Annotated in this window: 18 protein-coding genes; 9 read left to right on the top strand and 9 right to left on the bottom strand. The window is 64.5% G+C overall.

Annotated elements, in window-relative coordinates; genetic code table 11:
* Window position 1: 1 nt before the first annotated feature.
* The 3 genes from J2853_RS38655 to J2853_RS38645 are packed head-to-tail and all read right to left on the bottom strand — an operon-like array spanning window position 2 to window position 4,899.
* Window positions 2-4,216 carry a WXG100-like domain-containing protein gene (locus J2853_RS38655; protein WP_307566108.1) on the bottom strand — a complete coding sequence of 1,405 codons (4,215 nt, stop codon included), beginning with the start codon at window positions 4,214-4,216 and terminating at the stop codon, window positions 2-4.
* 9 nt (window positions 4,217-4,225) lie between these two features.
* Window positions 4,226-4,537, bottom strand: a complete 312-nt coding sequence (locus J2853_RS38650) for a hypothetical protein (RefSeq protein WP_307566106.1) — start codon at window positions 4,535-4,537, stop codon at window positions 4,226-4,228.
* Window positions 4,534-4,899 (bottom strand): YbaB/EbfC family nucleoid-associated protein, encoded by a 366-nt coding sequence (locus J2853_RS38645; protein ID WP_307566105.1) that lies wholly within the window; start codon window positions 4,897-4,899, stop codon window positions 4,534-4,536. The genes J2853_RS38650 and J2853_RS38645 overlap by 4 nt, the downstream gene beginning before the upstream one ends.
* A gap of 497 nt (window positions 4,900-5,396) precedes the next feature.
* Between J2853_RS38645 and J2853_RS38640 the strand changes: the two genes are divergently transcribed.
* Both J2853_RS38640 and J2853_RS38635 read left to right on the top strand, forming a co-directional pair.
* Window positions 5,397-5,720, top strand: coding sequence for a hypothetical protein (locus tag J2853_RS38640; RefSeq protein WP_307566104.1), 324 nt, complete (start codon window positions 5,397-5,399; stop codon window positions 5,718-5,720).
* Window positions 5,717-6,043 (top strand): hypothetical protein, encoded by a 327-nt coding sequence (locus J2853_RS38635; RefSeq protein WP_307566103.1) that lies wholly within the window; start codon window positions 5,717-5,719, stop codon window positions 6,041-6,043. Before J2853_RS38640 ends, J2853_RS38635 begins: the two co-directional genes overlap by 4 nt.
* Window positions 6,044-6,097: 54 nt before the next feature.
* Here the strand turns inward: J2853_RS38635 and J2853_RS38630 are convergent, their stop codons facing one another.
* A complete protein-coding gene (locus tag J2853_RS38630) occupies window positions 6,098-7,954 on the bottom strand; it encodes an RICIN domain-containing protein (protein WP_307566102.1) in 1,857 nt (618 codons plus the stop codon).
* Window positions 7,955-8,136: 182 nt separating this feature from the next.
* Between J2853_RS38630 and J2853_RS38625 the strand changes: the two genes are divergently transcribed.
* A complete protein-coding gene (locus J2853_RS38625; protein ID WP_307566101.1) occupies window positions 8,137-8,544 on the top strand; it encodes a hypothetical protein in 408 nt (135 codons plus the stop codon).
* 358 nt (window positions 8,545-8,902) lie between these two features.
* Entirely contained in the window at window positions 8,903-9,385 is a 483-nt protein-coding gene (locus J2853_RS38620) for an anthrone oxygenase family protein (RefSeq protein ID WP_307566099.1), read from the top strand.
* A gap of 7 nt (window positions 9,386-9,392) precedes the next feature.
* On the opposite strand, the gene J2853_RS38615 is transcribed toward J2853_RS38620, so the two are convergent.
* The 4 genes from J2853_RS38615 to J2853_RS38600 form a co-directional block, all read right to left on the bottom strand.
* The gene (locus J2853_RS38615) at window positions 9,393-10,103 is read right to left on the bottom strand and encodes an HAD hydrolase-like protein (RefSeq protein ID WP_307566098.1); all 711 of its coding nucleotides are present in this window, start codon (window positions 10,101-10,103) and stop codon (window positions 9,393-9,395) included.
* A 92-nt stretch (window positions 10,104-10,195) separates the two neighbouring features.
* Window positions 10,196-10,435, bottom strand: a complete 240-nt coding sequence (locus tag J2853_RS38610) for a hypothetical protein (protein WP_307566096.1) — start codon at window positions 10,433-10,435, stop codon at window positions 10,196-10,198.
* Window positions 10,436-10,541: 106 nt separating this feature from the next.
* Window positions 10,542-10,886 (bottom strand): hypothetical protein, encoded by a 345-nt coding sequence (locus tag J2853_RS38605; RefSeq protein WP_370879486.1) that lies wholly within the window; start codon window positions 10,884-10,886, stop codon window positions 10,542-10,544.
* Between the two features lie 121 nt (window positions 10,887-11,007).
* Window positions 11,008-11,505 carry a very short patch repair endonuclease gene (locus J2853_RS38600; RefSeq protein WP_307568960.1) on the bottom strand — a complete coding sequence of 166 codons (498 nt, stop codon included), beginning with the start codon at window positions 11,503-11,505 and terminating at the stop codon, window positions 11,008-11,010.
* Between the two features lie 94 nt (window positions 11,506-11,599).
* Between J2853_RS38600 and J2853_RS38595 the strand changes: the two genes are divergently transcribed.
* On the top strand, window positions 11,600-12,868 hold the full coding sequence (locus tag J2853_RS38595) for a DNA cytosine methyltransferase (protein WP_307566095.1): 1,269 nt from the start codon (window positions 11,600-11,602) through the stop codon (window positions 12,866-12,868).
* A 547-nt stretch (window positions 12,869-13,415) separates the two neighbouring features.
* Here the strand turns inward: J2853_RS38595 and J2853_RS38590 are convergent.
* On the bottom strand, window positions 13,416-14,192 hold the full coding sequence (locus J2853_RS38590; protein WP_307566094.1) for an HNH endonuclease: 777 nt from the start codon (window positions 14,190-14,192) through the stop codon (window positions 13,416-13,418).
* A 1,198-nt stretch (window positions 14,193-15,390) separates the two neighbouring features.
* Here J2853_RS38590 and J2853_RS38585 point away from each other — a divergent pair.
* From J2853_RS38585 to J2853_RS38570, 4 genes are all read left to right on the top strand, one after another.
* Entirely contained in the window at window positions 15,391-15,942 is a 552-nt protein-coding gene (locus tag J2853_RS38585) for a hypothetical protein (RefSeq protein WP_307566092.1), read from the top strand.
* A 37-nt stretch (window positions 15,943-15,979) separates the two neighbouring features.
* A complete protein-coding gene (locus J2853_RS38580; RefSeq protein WP_307566090.1) occupies window positions 15,980-16,957 on the top strand; it encodes a ParB/RepB/Spo0J family partition protein in 978 nt (325 codons plus the stop codon).
* Entirely contained in the window at window positions 16,957-17,535 is a 579-nt protein-coding gene (locus J2853_RS38575; protein WP_307566089.1) for a hypothetical protein, read from the top strand. The genes J2853_RS38580 and J2853_RS38575 overlap by 1 nt, the downstream gene beginning before the upstream one ends.
* A 361-nt stretch (window positions 17,536-17,896) precedes the next feature.
* Window positions 17,897-18,667: a transposase family protein gene (locus J2853_RS38570; RefSeq protein ID WP_307554833.1), complete on the top strand. Its 771-nt coding sequence runs from the start codon at window positions 17,897-17,899 to the stop codon at window positions 18,665-18,667.
* Window positions 18,668-18,683 lie beyond the last annotated feature (16 nt).

Below are 18,683 nucleotides of genomic sequence, written 5' to 3'. Positions count from 1 at the left end.
GTCAGCCTTCCTCCATCACGATGATTTCATACGAGCGTGGCACCTCTGGGATGACGCCGCGCTCGACCATGTCCGCCGCGAGCCGGTCCACCTCGTCTCGCAGGCTCGCAGCCAGCTCCGGGGAGTTCTCCCGGTGCATGCGCGAATGCGGCGGGAAGACGGCCTCCTGGTCCTCGGCGAAGGAGGAGAAGATCGAGATGTCCTTGGCCTGCTGCCCGGTGAGCTGGTAGGCCACGAGGACCTTGCGGTCACTGGCCGGGTTCTCGGCCATGAACCTGATCGCCACCTCCAGCAGCTTGCTCACGCTGAGGAATTCGCGGGCCGTCCCGTACGGGTGCAACTTGGAGCCGTAGATCGGCGAGTGCACCGGCGTCATCCAGTCCCCGCGGTACGCCTGCACGGGCCGCTCAGGCGAGCCGACTCCCGGAAGCTGCGCCATCGCGTCGTGCACCATGTCGGCGTGCCAGCGCATCTCGTCCCAAAGTCGCGGCGTGGCCCGGCCGAGCTGCTCCTTGAGTGCCTTCCACGCCTCCTGCCCGTCCCGCCGGGCCTGCCTGAGGTCCTGCCCGGCCTGCCTGGCCTCGTCCTTGCGGCCCTCGTCCCGCGCTTCGGCGAAGCGCTGCTTGGCCTCTTCCGTACGGCGGGCCGCGTCGACGTAGGAGTCGGACAGCGCGTTCAGCGGCGACCTGGAGTCCAGATGACCGTCGCCCACGTGCAGCAGCGGGCGCAGGGCCATCGGCAGCGGCAGGGCCTTGGTGTTCGCGGCGAGGTTGTCCAGGTAGCTACCGACGAGCTGGTTGACCTTGTCCACCATGCGGTTCCGGACCATCGACTCCGACACCCCGCCGGTCCAGAGCTGGGTACGCGTCACATTGTTGATCAGGTAGTGGCCGTGCCTGGTGTAGACGGTCAGCGCCATCACGTGTGCGGGTGACAGCCGCTCGCCCAGCGCCCGTACCTGGGCCGGGTCACTCGGGTCGATGCCCGAGCGGTCCAACCAGCCGGCGAGATCCGGATCGGTGACCCGGCCGCTTTCGAGCTGCGGCCAGAGACGGTCAACGGTCTCGCCCACTTTGGGATGCTGCGTCTCGGAGAAACCTGCTATGTCCCTGGCGTTCACGGTGTATCTGGACTCGTGCGGGAACATGCCGTCTGACAGGATCTCTCGCCGCAGCGTGGCGAGGTCCATGCCGGGCAGGTTCCGGTAGAAGTCCACCACGTTGGGCCGAGAGCCGGGCTCCAGCCTCATCCCGCCCACATCGGCGATCTGCGCGCCTCTGGCGATCTCGAACAGGGAGTGGTCCAGGCTCGGCAGCATCCATCCCATGAGCGCGCCCAGGAAGTGCTCGGTCGTGCTGGGGCCGAGGTTGAGGAACTTGACCGCGGTGAGCATCTTGGCGGTGGTGCCGGAGACCCCGTCGATCACGGGGAAACCCTCGCTGGTGATCTTCCTGGCCCACCGGCTTCCCGTTGTGTCGTGCATGGTCACGCCCTCCCGCCAGGGCAGCGGCGCGTCCGGGTCGAGCCGCCCGTGGACGCTCTCCTCCACGAACGCCCGCTCGAACCTGCCCAACGGCGCCCCCAACCGGTCGTAGTGACCGGGGGTCGTGTTGAGGCCGAGCTCCTGGATCTGCGCTTCCGTACGGTCCTGCCGGCTGAACTGGCTCTGGATCATCTCCGCCACATCCCTGGCCCCGCGCTCGGAGAGCATGCCGACGTTTCCCGTGCCGAACGGATCGCGGTTGAAGGTGTACATGTTCGGCATGAACCTGGCCTCCAGCCGCCCGAGCCGCGAGCGGTGCGGCCGCTCGTCGAGCTGGTGGTGCGCCCGCTGCACCTCGCCGACGTCGAGACCGACCTCGCGAGCCCGGTCCCAGCCGCCGGTGTCCATGATGTTGAGCAGGGCGTTGCCGAAGATGAGCGGGTTGGCGCGGTTGTAGTAGGCGCCGTTGTAGAAGGCCGTCACCAACTCGCGCAGGTTCCCGTGTGCGATCAGGTCGTCCACGGTCACGCCAGAGCGGGTGCCCACCTGACCGGCGCTGGCCGCGTCGTCCTTGAAGAAGACGCTCTCGACGCGGCGGGCGAAGGCCTCAGGACTCTCGCCGGGCTGCCTCGAAGTGAGGTCCAGGAGGACGTCCCGCAATTTGCCCAGCGCGGCGCGGGCGGCGTCCACGGTCTGCGGGTTGTTGAAGTAGTGCGCGCCCAGGCTCTGCTCGAACCTCGTGGCCTCCGCCGTCCAGCGGGAGTCGTTGTGGAAGCGTTGGAAGTCGAACGGAACCCGCGACGACGTGCTGTTCGGCGAATCGGGCCCGCCTTGGGACGGCCCGGCCGAGGGGTAGCCCGGGCGGGGCGGCGGCGGTGTGCCGTCGGCCGCCTGTCCGGCCCGGTCCGGTGCCTGGGGTGATGGGGTGGTGTCGCCGGAATCAGGGACGTGGTTGAGCAGCCCCTCGATCCTGCTCACCGGAGGCGTCTCGCCGGACGTCCCCTGCCGCACCGGCACGCCCGGCTCGGCCCCGCCGCTACGTCCCGCTGTGTCGGCGGACGAGCTCCCGGGCCCACGCTCATTCGCCGGCTGTGCCACGCCACCGCCCGTCCCCTCCAGCGTCTGATGCGGAGGCGCGCCGCCAATGGCACGCTCCGGCGCCTGATGCGGTGTGCTTCCAACCGGATGCCCCGCCGCGTGAGACGTGCCACCCTGCGTCCGGTCAGGCGCGCCACCGGACGCCCGATCGCCCGGCTGGCGGGGTGCGCCGTCGGCCGCGTGGTCCGGCGTGCTGCGAGCCGGGGGAAGCGTGCTCTGCTCGGGCATTCGAGGGCGCGGTGGCGCCTCACCGTGCACGGGCATCGGGCCCTGCTGCGCCGCCTGCGTCCGAGCCTCTCCCTGCGGCCCCTGCGCCTGCCGATCCGGTAGGTCGTGCGGGACGGAGCCCTGGCGGGCGGCCTCAGGTCCGGTGGTGGGTCCGGCCGTGGACGCGGTATCGGCCACCTGGCTCAGCGTGGTGCCGCGATCGGGGACGGAGCCGGTACCGGGGTCGGACCCGGGCTCCACGCGCGGTCCCACTCCCTGATCGGGCACCGGATCCGCGCCGCTCCGGGGAGCCTGGTCCGGATTCGGACGCGAATCGGCGTCCGGGCGTGAGCTGGAGCCCGGGCCGGGATCGGGACCATTGAACGGGCCGGGATCGGGACCATTGAACGGGCCGGGATCGGGACCATTGAACGGGCCGGGGTCGGGACCGTTGAACGGGCCGGGGTCGGGACCATTGAACGGGCCGGGGGACGGGTCGCCGTTGGGAGACGGTGTGCCGCCGCCGTGGGTCGGCAGGGCCGCGGTCAGGTGCTGGCCGTCCGCGCCGAGCGCGCTGGAGGTGATGCCCTTGGCCAGGAGATCCCAGCTGAAGTTGCCCTGCGCCAGCATGGTCCCGGCCGTGGTGATGCCGCCGGTCACCGCGTACTGAGCGGCCTGCCCATAGATGGAGGAGCTGGCGGCCGCCAGCAGCCGCTCGGCCATGTCCATCTCCGCCCTGGTCAGCCCCGCGCGCAGGGCGGGCGTGGCCAGCCGGGTGAGCCCGCCGCTCAGCAGCCCCATGAGCCCGCCCATCGCGCCGCCGCTGAGCGCGGACACCCCGAGCTGCCGCAGGTCGAACTCATCCCTGCGCCCCTGCACCATCTGTGTGAGCTGGATGCCGCCGTCCATGCCGCCCACGATCCCAGCGAACAGCGCGATGTTGAGCAGCGTCCGTTTGGCGATCTGCGCGACCGTCATGCGGGCGAGTTGCACGCGCGGCGGGATGAGCGCCAGGCTCGCTCCGCCGCTGGCCAGAGCGGCCGCTATCAGGTACGCGAGCTGCGCGATCAGCAACCAGACGGTGACCTCGATCATGTACTTGGCGTACTGGATCTGTACGCCCACGCCGTTGAGCGCGACGGCGGTGTTGATCAGCCGGTTGACCAGATCGGCGACCTGCCGGCCGGCCATCTTACTGACGTGCTCGGTGAAGGCCAGGTGAGCGGCGCCGTCCCACTCAGAGCCGATCTTGTCCGCGGTCCACGGCTGGTCGGCGGCGGTGCCCTCGACGATGCGGTGCGCGGCGGTCACGCACGCGTCGGCGAGCCGGAAACAGCCGGTCTCGTCGCCCTCCGGCCAGTCCATGCCGACGACCCAGCCGACGTACGGCTTGGCCCAGTCCGGCACCAGTAGCCCGTCGAATCCCATGGACGATGATCAGGAGCCGGAGGCCCAGGGCGGCTCGGCCTGCTCGTAATTGCCGGCGGTGGTGTGCAGGCCGGAGGTCGCGCCTTCCAGGTTGGTGATGAAGGCCTTCAGGTCCGAGAAGATGCGCTCCTCTATCCCGGGGAGCTTCTTGGCCAACTCGGCACCGTACTCGTCGTTGCCCAGCGTGTTCCGGTCGCGGTCGAAGGCCGCCATCAGTTCGTCGCGCACCTTCGTCACGTTGACGCGCTGCTCGTCATAGACGTGGGCCTGCCGGCGCGGCGCGTCAGGGCGGACGTAGTAGCCGCCGTAGGGGTCACTCATACGTCCGGATCCACGGGGGAGGGCAGGAACGCGTCGAGCGTGACATTCTCACCGAAGACCTGGTCGTAGCGGAGCCCGTCGGGCATGAGCGGCTCCAGCAGGTGCCGGCGTTGCTCCGAGACGGCCGCCGCGGCGCGATTGATCTGCTCCATGATGGCGTCGGCCAGCTCGGTGGCGGAGAGCTTGCGGTAAACGCGCGGGTCCAGCTCGATGTCGCGGACTTGGCCCTGCGGCCCCACGACCACGCTGATCATCCCGTCGGAGGAGCCCATCGTGGACTCGATCGAGTTGAGCGCTTCGTACGTCTCGCGCACGCGCTCCACCTGCTGATTGACCTGACCAGCCAGTCCTTCGACGGTCATTTGGAACGCATCCGTCATTCGAACACTTCCCGTTCCATGCAGGAAAGATTAACACCACATTATTCAAGGGTTCACATAAGTACTCGCGAGTTGCAAAGGCGGGGTACCACACATCACCGGCGTCGGCGACGAATTCGAACCCTACCTGCGCCAACGCCGGACCGAGGGCCACGCCAACGCCTCTCGCCTCTTCCCGGAGGTCAAACGGAACCGAACGCGCTGCGGCCGGTCCTGGTGGGCGCTACCCGGGGCGTGGCAATCGTGGCAATCGGGGTCGTCATCCTCGCGGCACTGTCCACTCACGCCACTCATGGCGATCGGCGAGGCGAGGTGATTGATTACTGCCGTATTGGACGGTTTTAAGAGTTATAGGGCAACTTCAACCAACATCATTGAGCCCCAGGACCGCCGACTTCTACCGTCGCCGTATGACCTCCATACAGACGACTACACAATCCGACAAAGCACCCTCAGACGATGCGGTGACGGACGCGACGGTGAAGAGACCCGACAGGGACCTGGCTGTCGTGCAGCGGCTGTTGAAGGCGCGAGAAGTGCGCTCCCGTGTCGTTCACACGGTCGATCTGAAGCTGTTCGGCGACGGCAGGCCGTACCCCCTGGGGCACCACATCCTGCATGCCCCCGAGCTGACCGTCCACGACGCCGCGGGATCGGCGGCCGCCACGGTGACCATGGGGCCACGCTCGGGCTGCTACCTGGTGTCCCTGCGGAACGGTTCCGACCCCCAGACGGTGAGGCGCGAGCGGCCCGAAAGGGTCGCGAACCTGATCTGCGCGGCTCAGCCGGGTGACGAGACATGAGCGTGCGCGACTGGGACATCGTAGGCGGCGTGGCCCTGCGGCAGATCAACGGGAAACAGATCACGGTCACCCCGGGACGCTTCGGCGACATCGAGGCCGCCATCAAGGACTGGGAGGCCAAGGAGGCCCTGCGGCAGCGCCGGTCCGTGGAGGAGCTGGGCGAACTCGTCGACGCGGCCCTGGACCGGATGCTAGAGAAAGCCGACGTGAGCCGCCCTGTACGGCGCGGCCGCGCGAAGCCGACCGCCTCGGACACCGTCGCGCCGGGAGCGCGGCGATCCCAGCTGCCCGCCAGGACGCCGTGTGATCTGCAGGTGGAGTGAGAACGCCCGCCCGGAGAAGCGATCTCACTCCACGGCGCCGAAGGGTGCCGGACGCTACAGCGGCCTGAGCGCCCAGATCTGGCTGCTCTGGTCGGCCGCGAGGGCCTGCTGGGTCAGGGTGGACAGCGCGCCGGTGGTCATGCTGAGCACCAGCTGGGTGGCCGCGTTGACGACGAGGTACGTCCCGTCCGCCACGCGACGCAGTGTCCACAGGTCCTTGGACAACGCCGCGCCACAGGCCGTCTGCACGACCTGGGGCGGTATGGTCGCGGGTGTCCGCGGCACGTTCAGGCACATGCCGCTGTTGACGTTGACCAGCCTCCAGACGCCGGGCGCGGCCTGCTTGCGCAACGTCCACTGCTGGCTCTTCGCACTCGAAGGCGCCGCGTGCGTGACCGCCGCGCCGGAGGCCGACGACCCGTTGAGGACCTCGACGTTCTCACGGGTGCCGGTGCCCATCAGGTGGTAGGTCGCGCCGTCGACCGGACCGGCGTCGGCCATCTGGTCGAACCTCCACCGCTGGTTGGCCGCACCGGTGTAGGGCTGCTGCTCCAACGGAGCCGGATACGCGCCCACGGCCGTCAGGGCCAGCCCGGACTTCCAGTTGATGATGGAGTGGCTGCCGTCCGCGTGCGACAGGTACGTCCACCGCATGGCGTCCGAGCCCTTGCAGCCGTACTGCAGCGTCTGGGTCCCGGGGACGGTCCCCTCGTAGGCGCTGTCCACGCACATCCGGCTGTTCACGTTGACGAACTGGAGGCCGGTCTTGTAGCCCATCAGCCATTTCTGGCTCGGCGTGTTGGTCCGGGCCCGCTGGCTGAGCCTGCTCAGGCTGGCGACGGAGCCGCCGACCGGCTCGATGGCTCCCCCGGTCGACACGTTCGTGATCACATAGGTGAGGCCGATCGTGGGGTGCGAGGCGGGCTCGGCGGTGTTCCCCTTGATCAGGAAGTCGTTGTTCGCGATGTTCCAGTGGGTGTCGAGATAGCTGCCGGGCTCCGGGGCCATGTTGAAGTAGTCGTCGTGGTTGCAGTCGGGGACCAGGTTGCTCTTCCACTCCGGGCACGACCAGGTCGGGGTTCCGCCGTAACACATCGTGCTGTACAGGTCCGAGCAGTGCCCCTTGCCGTCGCTGTTCGGGGCGGTCAACTGCACCGCGCCCAGCGCGTGGCCCAGCTCGTGGGTGAAGGCGTTGGCTCCGAAGCAGTTGGGGGTCGCGTCAACCCGCCCGTAGCTGGTGACGTAGTTGTTGTAGTTCTCCGGGCCGGGCCGATCGTCCTGGAAAAGCTGAGCCACTCCGCAGATGGCGGTCGACTCGGTGAGCATGAAGTACTTCCGGTCCGGCAGGTTGTATCCCAGGCTCTTCACCGCGGCGTTGCCGCTCGCGAAGGTGGCCAGCGAGCCCGCGGGCACCACGACCGGCTCGATCACGATCTGGCACCCGCCGGGGACCTCCTTCGTGACGAAGCGGATGTGCCTGCTCTGCCCCTTCTCGGCGGCGGCGTCGTTGTAGACGTCGTCGGCGCTGGCGAGCCACGCCTGGAACACGGGCATGAACTGGCTGTAGCGGTCGGGCATGCTCGGCTCGCGGACGTACAGCATCTGGAGGCGCTTGCCGCTCACCCCGTCGCCCTCACAGGCGATCTGGGCGGGCGCCGCATCGGCCGCCGCGTCGGCCTGCCGCGCGGTGAGCCGAGGCCCGGCCGCCTCCGGGCCGGTCCGCACCCCGGTCCGCGCGCCGGGGAACATGTCCTCATGGGTGCTGCAGAGCGCCGGATCGGGCAGGCCCTTGACCCCGGGACACGGGGCGATCGCCGCCGCTCCCACGGGGGAGGCGGCCAGACCACCTCCGACGAGCCCCGTGGCGGCAAGAAGCCCTGCCGTGAGAAGAAGTGAAATTCGTCTTACCAACACCCGTTGACCTCCGATTACGCGCATCGCTCCCCCGGCGATGGCGCGGATCAACCTATAAGCGGATATCAAGGTCATCAATTGGCACGGTCCAATAGCGGCGTACGGGGAGCCGTCCGCTGCCGGTTCTCGTCCGACCGGCCCGCGCGCCGTGTTCGCGCTCGGCGGGCTACCGTTTCCTCATGGACCTCGAGCCCAGGACGTTCCCACCCCGTCCGATCCGAGGCGTCCGGGCGGTGTACGCCCGCCAAGCCGGGTGCCCCTCCGACTTCGCGGAGGTCACCGCGGACTTCGAACCCTGGGAGGACGGTTTCACGTTCGAGGTCGCCGGCGACGCCGTCGTCAAGGGCACTCACTTCGAGGACGAGCTGGACGGGTTCCACGCGGCGGTCGCCGCGGGCATGGGCGAGGAACTGGCCGATCAGGGAACCGGGACCACCGTGGCGGTGGCGGTCGTCCTGCGGGGCATCGGCGTCCACCTCATCGACTCAAGCGACCGGTCGTTTCGGATGGCCGGACGCCTTGCCGTCCGCGACGCCCTCATCCGGGCCTACGGCCCGCCGCCCAGGCCCAAACGCCCCCGCACGTGACCACGCTCACCTTCACTCCGGTTCGGACGGCGGCACGCACGCCGGTCGCCCTCCTCCGCACCAGGTTGGAATCCGCGCTACTCCCCGCGCGGTAGTTCCACCCGTTTCTGCGTTCCGCGACGTAGCCGGAAAAGTCGCCCCGGGCAGGACGACCGCGAACGATGACAGAAGCAACGATCTCGGCATGAGAACGATTCAGACGGAATCCTCGACGGGGGAGCCGCGTGATCTCTTCGGGGGCGATCGCTGCGGCGTGCCGCCCGCGAGAACGTGGTGAGCCGCCGCATCAAGGCGGCCCAGACCGCCGGGCGCACCCCTCTTCCTCATCCTCATCCTCATCCTCACAGGAGATCTCGTCATGCTGGTCCGACCTGTCAAAACGTTCGCGCTTCTGTCCACGGGCTTGCTCGCGGGTGCGTTCGGCTATGGCGCCGTGAACGTCGTTTACGCGTTCCGGGCCGTTCCCCTCGATGTGCGATTCACGTTCCACACGGCGCTGATGGGGGTGAACGGCCTCGTCATGCAGACGATGATGGCCCTGGCGGTGGTCAGCTCGTCCCTGCTCGCCGTCCTGACGCGCTCTCTCCCGCGGCTTCTCGCGGCGGGCGCGGGCGCCCTGGTGGTGACCTCGTTCCTGGTCACCCGGTTCGGTAACGTTCCCATCAACGGTCAGATCAGGCAGTGGGCCGTCTCCTCGGCCCCGGCCGACTACGCGGCGATCCTGCAACGGTGGGAGGCGTGGCACGTCGTGCGAACCGTCACCGGGCTCGTCGCGTTCCTCCTCATCGTCCTTCTTGTTGTCTTCGGCGACCGGCTCGGGAAGTCCGGCACCACTGAATGACGGACGACTATTGATCCCCTGCCGCGAGTACAGCCCGCACGACGGCAGCGGTATCGGTGAGGTCTTCCAGCACCAGCTCGGCACCGGCGTCTTTCAGCGTTCGGACGTCGCTGGAGCCGGTGGCGACGGCCACCACCCTCGCCCCGCCCAGGTGACCGGCGAGGACGTCGTTCGGCGTATCCCCCACCAGCACGGTGTTGTGCCTGGCGAAGGATTCCCCGTACTTCCGGGCGGCCCGCTCCTGCGCCAGACCCACCAGCGCGGCACGGTCCTCGTGGTCCATGCCGTAGGCACCCATCTCGAAGTCCACGAAGTGCTCCAGCTCGAACGCCGTGAGCTTGCCGATCGCGAGAGGCTCCATGTTCCCGGTGAGCACCGACTGGATCACATCGGCCCGGCCCGCCAGCACGTCGAGCACCTCACGCGCCCCGGCCAGAATCCTGCCCCGCTCCGAGATCGCCGCCTCGTAAACGACGAACGCCTCGGCAAGGGCAGCGCCGAAGGACTCCAGGAGCTGCTCCGACACCTCGACGCCGTGCATCTGGAGCGTCTCCACCGTGATCGCCCAATCGGTCCGCCCCGCCATGGCCGCGACCCGCCGCATCGACCGACCGGTGACCACGCGGAAGGCCTCGGCGTAGATGTCCCTGCCGACCCCGTCGACGCTGACCAGCGTGTGATCGATGTCCCACAGCACAAGCGTTCTCTCGGAACTCACCTCACAAGCTTAACGAGGCACCTGTTTTCCCTGGGGTGCGGCAAGGCCGATGCCGTGCTCGGTCTTCTGGGAGCTGATAGAGGCCGCCACGCTCATCGGCCCATCGCCTCTTTGATCCACAAGACCACGGAACGCTTGAGCACATCACGCTCGTCTTCTTCCAGTTCGGCGCGTTCCTTTTCCCAAACCGCTTTCTCCTTGGCGTGCTGCCGGGCGAGCTCGGCCTTCTCCCGCCGCAGCCGGGCCAGTTCCTCCTGCTCGGATTCCTTCAGCTTCCCGCTCCCACCGCCGTTGCCACCGACCTGCCCGCCGGCATGCCGATCCATCTGCATCCAGTTGTGCAGCGTGTATTCGTTGATACCGAGGTCTCACACGACCTGCGAGACGGGTTTGCCGGTCTCCTTGACGATGCGCACCGTGCCTGCCCGGAACTCTGGATCAAACTTGCGTCTGGTCACTCCCATGACCCAACCTCACCTCAGGTTCGGTCTCCACGGTAGAAGGGGAAGCGCAGTGGAGGACCTCCCGCGCTTGGTGGGAGCCGTTGCGCATGACCAGGCGGCGGCCGAGCTCATCGCGCTCGTCGGCGAACCGGGCGATGCAGGCGTCGACCTCGGCCTTCAGTGCCTCGGCGAGCATCCGGCGGGCGCCCTCGTGCACGATCTCACCGATCAACGACGCCGAGGCGGAGCTGTCTGCGACAGAGCGATCGCCATCGGCGGGGTCAGGGACTACGGTGAGCAACAGGTGTGCCTTCCCGACCGACATTGGCACGTCGGTCATGCTTGAGATCACATGATCATCGGGAAGGTACACCCCTCCACGACAGATCCACAGAGTTCAAGCAATTGCTCATCCTTACCAACGAATCAGCCATGACCATCAGGAAGTCTGGACGTTCCTGTCAGTCAACTCCGCTAAAGTCGCTCGTGTGTTCGGACTGGTAGCTCAGCGCAGCCACCACCGCCTCCACGGCGGTGGACAGCGGTTCGTGCTCCCACAAACGGACAACCTGCCAGCCTGCATCCTGAAGAGCAGCATCGGCAGCGCGGTCGCGCTCCATGTTTCGCCGCAGCTTGGGCGTCCAATACCACTCGTTGGTGGTCGGTTGCCGACCATGCTCAGGGCAGACGTGCCAGAAGCAACCGTCCACAAAGATCGCGATCTTCCGTGCCGTAAAGACGATGTCCGGCCGAACTCTTACCTCTTTAAGATCGAGCCGAAAATCCTTGCGGTAGCGATAGCCAAGCCGGTGAAGCGCACTGCGCAGAGCCACCTCCGGCTTGGTGTTCGTCCGGCGGTTAGCCTGCATGTTCCGCGACCGGCCCTCGTTGAGCGGGGCTGGGTAAAGGCCTCGTTCATGAGCCTGCTTGCGAGCTCGATCTCTCTGACTGTCAGACACATCCACACCGGTAAGCGCACGATTCCCTGTTCTTCAAACGAAGATACAGCTGGCAACTCGTCTGCGCTGCATCCAGGAATCGAAAGGGGTCCCCGTGACCGAGCCACTTCGCGTCATTGAGATCTGTGCTGGAGCAGGCGGCCAGGCCCTCGGCCTCGAAAAGGCCGGCTTCGAACACGAACTCGCCATCGAGTTGGATCAGAACGCAGTCAACACGCTGCGCTACAATCGGCCCGATTGGAAGGTAGCCCAGGGCGACGTCGCAGATCTCAGCGTCTGGGATCCAGCCGACTATGCTCCAGGGCCAGACCGTCGCCCCATCGACCTACTTGCCGGCGGCGTCCCGTGCCCGCCGTTCACCATCGCGGGCAAGCAACTAGGGGCCACTGATGAACGTGATCTTTTTGCATGGGCTGTCGAGCAGGTCAAGACCGTCCAGCCACGCGCCCTCCTACTGGAAAACGTCCGCGGTCTGAGTATGCCTCGCTTTGCCGGCTACCGTCAGCACGTTCTTGATCGGCTCCGCGAATTCGGATATGCCGCCGAATGGCGGCTGCTGCATGCTTCGGACTATGGAGTTCCGCAATTACGGCCCCGATTCGTCCTTGTTGCGATGGCGCCTGAGGACTTCGCCCATTTCCACTGGCCTGAACCCATCGGAAAAGCCCCCACCGTCGGCGAAACCTTGTTGCCTCTTGTCTCTGCCAATGGATGGAAGGGCGCGGAGAGGTGGGCAGAGGAAGCTAATGACATCGCACCTACCATCGTCGGCGGATCCAAGAAGCACGGCGGCGCGGACCTCGGGCCTACCCGGGCCAAGCGTGCCTGGGCAGAAATGGGAGTGGACGCACTCGGAGTCGCCAACCACGCCCCCAACCCCGAGGACGAGTTCCTCGTGGGGCCCAAACTTACGTGCGAGATGGTTGCGCGGATCCAGGGATGGGACGACAAGGAGTTCCGGTGGATCTTCACTGGCAAGAAGACGTCCAATTACCGTCAGATCGGCAATGCTTTCCCGCCGCCAGTTGCCAAGGCCCTCGGCGTTGCCATTGCTGTCGCGCTCAACCATACGGCCGAGCGGCGTGAGCGCGATCTGGAAACAGCACACGACCCGATCTATCGAGTGCTCCGCGACAAGGGCGACTTCATGACTGCCGCTCAGATCGCCCGGGCTATCAAACTCCCCTTGGAACCCCACGAGCTAGAACGCCGGATCAGCCTCCTCGGACGTGATTTCCATATCGAGATCAGCAACGGCAAGGCTCCGGCGGCCTACAAGCTGGGCCAGTTCAAAGCCTTCCTCGGCCAGGAAGATCACATTCGCCATGACCAGTTTGAGCATTATCGTGCCAAAATAAGCTGATGTGTACCATATTTATGGATCTTCTAGGAGTAGATCCCCGCGCCTCCCGTAGCAGCTGATCAGGGTGCGGGTCTGGTCGAACTGCCGGGGGTGAGACTAGGCCGGGACCTGACTGCTCGCGTTGGCCACGGGAATGAGCAGCTGGGCCAGGCCGCAGCGTATTTCGGCACGTGTGGGACGGATCAAACGTGCGAGACTCAGGGCGGTGTCTTTTAAAGTAGGCGTTCTTTCTCCGATCATCGATGCCCTCAGCCAGCGGGGCGGAGCGCACAACGGCGAAAAAGGCCAGGGCGAGCATGGTGGTGGTGAGACGCCGCGTTTGTGGGTACGCCAGAGGCAGGCGGCGAGAACGGCCCTTAAGCAGGTTGGCAGCAACTACTCGACCACGACGCTCAGAGTATCGTCCCGTCAGAAGCCGCCCAATGGGCTGATCAACAATCATTACCGGACCACGTGGCATCTGCGGATGAATCCCAGCTCAAGCCTTATGCGATGGATTAAGAAGTGGTAAGGCCTGGAGCTAGAACTTCACTCCAGGCCTTACCACTTAGTTTCCGAGCATTCGATGCAGTTCGATGATCAGTCGGTCGATCTCGTGCGAGGAGAGTTTTCTGGCGCGATCGTGTGCTTTATCGAGTTTAGAGCGTGTCCGCTCTCCGGATTGCAGCCATGTTAGAAGAGACCGAATATCGCTGCTTCTGAGCGTACGAACCTCGGCAAAGACCTCATCGTACGTCTCGGGATCTATGGCCTCATGACGTACAGGCTCATTGCAACGTGCGCATTCAGTTCGAAGGTTTCCTTCTTCCCGAGATCCTCCGCGGGCTTCAGGTATTCTGTGACCTATCGTCAGCTTTGCCTTCGTCGTAGGTTCGTCAGGGTACGGCTCACCATCTCCTACTCCGCAAATTTTACAACGAGAACCGTCACGTTCCATAACAAGGCGACGTGTCCGTTGCGAAACGGCGGCTTTCCCCGTCCTTTTATCTAGCCATATCTTCACACCTTTCTTATCGAGGCGATATGTGTCAGGTGGGAGAGTTCGGTCGTCCTTGTATGAGGTAATAACCCAATCATCGGGGCGCAAAGCCCGCAGTCTACGGTTCAGCTGTTCGGCGTTTTCGGCTTCACCATCGCCATCGCCTAGCGACTGACGTAGCTGCCTCATGGTGAATGTTTCGCTAACTTCTGCGTTGAACCAAAGCCAAGCGGCAATCCGCTTTTCTCCGCCGAAGGGACGTCTGCCGCCAGGTGTGGTCTTGAGCTTCCACCATTCGCTGCCATCGGGTGCGAATCGCGAGTACTCGTCGGAGGGGTCTGTCATGCCTAGATTATTACCTAGGGCGGTGACTGCTGGGGGCGTATCCTGTAATCTTTGATGGTGGTTTAGTGTAGATCAGCGTGGTGGATGACCACCTGAACCGCTATGACCTGTCTAATGTGGAGCAGGAACGGCTGGTGCCTCTGGCCCGATCAGCGAACAGTCATCAACGGGATGTTTCCTGGGGCCGGACCACCATCACCTGGCGTAATCTGCCGCCGTGTTACGGGAACTGGAAGACCGTCTACGACCAGCATCGCCGCCAGATCTCTAGATAGTCAAAGACTGCGTGGGCGAGCTTGACCCCAGATGCGTCAGTGCTAGCAATCGAGAAGTTCAACCTGCATCTGGGGTCAGAACACCTCAATCATGGCACTGTCGTAGCAGATCCTAACGCTCTCTATTGAGGGCACGAGCCTGGAGTCCTTGACGCGCTGGGCGAAGGTCTCGTGAGGTGAACTGTTGTACACCCTGGTCAGAGTGGATGATCGCTGTACACGCGGGTGGCGGGCGATAGCGGGATGGGCGCGCTTCCACCAGAAGCCGACCGCGATCCCGGTGCTGGGCCTGCTCGCGCCGATCAGGGGCAACCGGCATGGAACAGAAGCGGGATTCGCCGTACGAGGGTCCAGGCATGCAATTGTTATGCGGGGTAACATGCAGGGCCGGCCAGCCAGTCGGCTCGCTCGGCACCGGACGGATTGAGCGTCCCGCTAATCTGGACGGGCGGGGAACTCAAGTGGGTGGGTCGTCAGTGGAGCAGCCGGTGGTATAGCCACGATGAGCAGAGACTGGGCAGCGCCATCCATGGGTGGACAGCCCGGCGTGGCAGGCATGAACGTAGTGCGGGGCCACCGGCATCGACTCGTCTTACTTGACTGCTCGCCCCGGCCACGACGCCATGATCCCTCAATGCATAAGCGAGGCATACAGGCTGCAGGCTGCTATGCCTTTAACTACTCCGCTGTGGACTCGGCGGACATCTGCGCTCTTGTAGTGCAGGGCAAGTCGGCATAAGCCAGCTTCAGGCGGTGCGCTTATGGCCTCAAGTAAGCGGTGCGGCAGAGTGCGGCACAGCCGATAGCCGTATCACGGCCCGCGCAGCCGCCCGCAACCACCCGCTGAGCAGGGAAAACATGAGATACAGCGACTTATGGCGGGTAGGAGCTTCTTATGCGAACCTGTAGGTGTGGCAAGGAAGATGGCACAGGATGTCCTCGAACGGGGGGACAGCGTTCTCGCGCGGCATAGCGCTGGGCAGACGTACACCCAGGCTGCCCAGGCCCTCGGGGTGACACCGGACCAGGCGAAAAAGGCCGCGCGCTTGGCCCGTGCATTCGGGCCAGAGCAGCGCCACCAGATCGGCAGGGATGTGCTTTGCCATCTTACTGCTGCACATCTGGAGGCTGCCGCTAGACATCCGAACGTGGATACGCGCGTCAATCTCACGCTCGGCGCACACGCTGACGGCACCAGCTCGCGTAAGCTGCAGGCGACTGTCGCGCTCCTCCTGGGAACAGGCCCGTCCGGGACCAAGAGCTGCCGGAGTGAATACAACCTGCGGACGTTTAGCGGTGATTTCGATTCGGTGGCGGAGGCTGCTGAGGCGCTGGTCCATCGAGGTGACAGCGGACTGGGAATCTATATTGCCGGGCAGCGGGGCAGGGGCCTGCTGAGACTGTGCTCTGTCATGAAGACCCTCATTCCAATGATAGATGAGCTCGGCGCCAATCCGGAGCAGTACCGTACCTAGATATGCCGAGACTCTTATGCGTGAAAGGAAAATCAAAATGGGGCTAGAAGTCGTCAGAACGGGCGCCGAAATCTCATTGGGCGAGATTCAGGCATCACGACAGAAGGTTCGAAAGAAAACGGGAGATCTGGGGATTAGCGACCTACTAAACAGCATGAAACGGCACGGTCAGATTCACGCCGTGTCGCTACTGAAGAATGATGACGGCACGTATGAGCTGATAAATGGGCATCGCCGTCACACTGCGGCACTGAAAGGCGGTATTCCTACCCTGAGGGCGAATATCTACAGCATTCCTCCAGATGAAGAAGAAGAACGGGAATTACTCATACAGCAGCATCTGTACGCAGCGAACATGGCTGAGCCGCTGATCGATCTTGAGCGTGGTTATATGTTCAAAGCCGTAAAAGAGGACTTTGGTCTTGATGACTCAGGCGTCGCTGCGTGCTTTGAAGGGGAAACAGAAGACAGCGTGCGCAAGGCTCTGAGTCTCCTTGAGATCGACGAGCACGCGCTGCAGGTCGTGCAGGCCTACCCCGATAAGTTCGATGAAGCAACCCTCAGAGTTCTCGCTGAATATGCCTCCCCGGAAAAACGAGCATGGCGCCTGAAGCCAGGTGAGCAGGTCCGTGTCGCGGAAATGGTCGCCCGGCAAGAAAACAAGCTCGCCGCTGTCGACGCCCGCGAACTAGAGAAGGAGATCCGCGGCGTTGTCAAGACGAGACGGAACGAGGCACACGCCAAATCCCAGGAAGAAAAGGGCGCTAAGCAGACCAAACCCCATAATCGACTGATCGGATCCGATGAGGCAGCAGTGAAGGCACTGTTCAAGCGCATTGAACAGTTAGAGCTTGCGGTTCGGGAGCTTCACTCGAAAGGGGTCCATGAAATCACAGAGATCCGGTTGGCCGATAAACGTGACGCCACGGATCGACTATATGAGGCCGCAAGCCAAGTGGAGAGCTTCATTAACACGAAACTCGCCCCGCTGCCCACCATGAGAAAAGAGCCCTAGTGACCACTCTGAGCAACAACTCTTCGGCGGATGAGCCTCAGAGCCGGACACGCCGACTTCAGTTCAACCCAAATGAGCTGGAAATTATTCCTGCAGGGGAACGCGCCTTCTGGGAGCGCATGGCAGAAGAAGTCCAACTTGAGGTCGCTGACCGATTCCGCAAGAAGTGGACCCGCATCGAAACGGTCACCGTGATCACAGCAACTCCGGACCAGACCTACCTAGAGATCGGCCATCAAATTGGAAGATCCCCGGGCGCTGTCCGCTACCGTCGGCAGGCAATGATCCATTTGCTCCGGGACGAGCATGACGCACACGAGCGGGTCCAGGCATACCTGACCGATTCCAAGAAAAACCACAAGTATGCCGACTATGCCCAGGTGTACGAAGCGTTGAAAGGCATTGGATACCTGGACAAGCCCGTGAGTGAGCAGTTCGCTCTTGCCCTTCCGCTGGGCCAGCCTAGCGCCAGCTGGCGAGGCGACGGCACATCAGCCGCCCTTGGACGCCAGCGCAAACAGCGCGATGACATCTTTGCACTCATCGAACGACTGGCAGGTTCCTCGGTGCCGACGTGACACCTCAGAACTATCATCTCAGCTGAGGGCGTCCAACGTTTTCTATAAATCGAGCGGGAGGTGGTTCCATCCATAATCCCTTGCTCTACTCCTGCTGCAATTGATCAACCGGGATCGCGACTTTTCCTTCCTTGGAGTTCACCACGCGCCTTGGAGTTCATCACACGCGCATCTGCGACGAACTCAATGCTGGTGAAGGTTCACATCTTGCGGGCTGCTTCACTGAACCTTTTTCATCCTCTAATGGCGGTCCGCAAGTCACAGCCTGATCGCGAGCCTGCCGTTCGCCTGATGACATAGAGAAGCTCCTGGTAGACGGGTTGATCACCACAACCACGCCCGTCACAACCAGGAGCTCCGGGTGCTGTTCTATCGCGCCGCCGTCGATTTGTCGCGTTCAACGCTGAACTACGTAGCCGGCCTGATCCGCAGACGTCGCAAGGCGATCGGGTCAACCTGGCGGCGGCTGAACCCCGGACAGCAGGCCCTGCTCACACTGGTCTACCTACGCAAGGGCGATACCTTCAGCGAGCTCGGAGCCGGGTTCGGAGTGTCGACCACGACCGCATGGCGCTACGTGGAGGAGACGGTAAAACTGCTGTCGACACGCTCCCCGAAGCTCCGGCAAGCGCTGCGCAAAGCGAGCAAGGACGGCCTGCACTACCTGGTGCTGGACGGCACCCTCATCCGCACCGACCGGGTCAAGGCCGACCGGCCGTACTTCTCCGGTAAGCACCGGGTACACGGGATGAACGTCCAGGTCATCGCCTCACCAGACGGGACGATCTTATGGACCTCCGGGGCGCTGCCGGGCAAGACCCATGATCTGAGCGCCGCCCGGATCTGGGGCATCCTGCGCCAGCTGGAACGGGCCGGGATCATCACGCTCGCAGACAAGGCCTACCAGGGAGCCGAAGGCCCGGTCCTCACTCCATACAAGGGCAAGAACAAGCCCGGATCGCAGAAGCGGGCCAATCGGTCACACGCCCGCCTGCGCGGTCCAGGCGAGCGCGCGAACGCCCAGCTCAAGAGCTGGCGCATCCTGCGAAAGCTCCGCTGCAGCCCCAGCAAGGCGGGACACCTGTGCAAGGCCATCGCTGTTCTTCAGAACCACCGGCTCGCCCAAGGATGAAAAAGGCTCACTGTTT

This window comes from Streptosporangium lutulentum (assembly GCF_030811455.1).
Taxonomy (GTDB): domain Bacteria; phylum Actinomycetota; class Actinomycetes; order Streptosporangiales; family Streptosporangiaceae; genus Streptosporangium; species Streptosporangium lutulentum.
The sequence above is the reverse complement of the archived record's forward strand: the minus strand, read 5'-3'. Positions and strand labels throughout refer to the sequence as shown.

Bases quoted from the DNA above. Each gene is read 5' to 3' on its own strand.
- J2853_RS38655 (WP_307566108.1), bottom strand. From the start codon at position 4,216: ATGGGATTCGACGGGCTACTGGTGCCGGACTGGGCCAAGCCGTACGTC.
- J2853_RS38650 (WP_307566106.1), bottom strand. From the start codon at position 4,537: ATGAGTGACCCCTACGGCGGCTACTACGTCCGCCCTGACGCGCCGCGC.
- J2853_RS38645 (WP_307566105.1), bottom strand. From the start codon at position 4,899: ATGACCGTCGAAGGACTGGCTGGTCAGGTCAATCAGCAGGTGGAGCGC.
- J2853_RS38635 (WP_307566103.1), top strand. From the start codon at position 5,717: ATGAGCGTGCGCGACTGGGACATCGTAGGCGGCGTGGCCCTGCGGCAG.
- J2853_RS38625 (WP_307566101.1), top strand. From the start codon at position 8,137: ATGGACCTCGAGCCCAGGACGTTCCCACCCCGTCCGATCCGAGGCGTC.
- J2853_RS38620 (WP_307566099.1), top strand. From the start codon at position 8,903: ATGCTGGTCCGACCTGTCAAAACGTTCGCGCTTCTGTCCACGGGCTTG.
- J2853_RS38610 (WP_307566096.1), bottom strand. From the start codon at position 10,435: ATGCAGATGGATCGGCATGCCGGCGGGCAGGTCGGTGGCAACGGCGGT.
- J2853_RS38605 (WP_370879486.1), bottom strand. From the start codon at position 10,886: ATGACCGACGTGCCAATGTCGGTCGGGAAGGCACACCTGTTGCTCACC.
- J2853_RS38590 (WP_307566094.1), bottom strand. From the start codon at position 14,192: ATGACAGACCCCTCCGACGAGTACTCGCGATTCGCACCCGATGGCAGC.
- J2853_RS38585 (WP_307566092.1), top strand. From the start codon at position 15,391: ATGGCACAGGATGTCCTCGAACGGGGGGACAGCGTTCTCGCGCGGCAT.
- J2853_RS38580 (WP_307566090.1), top strand. From the start codon at position 15,980: ATGGGGCTAGAAGTCGTCAGAACGGGCGCCGAAATCTCATTGGGCGAG.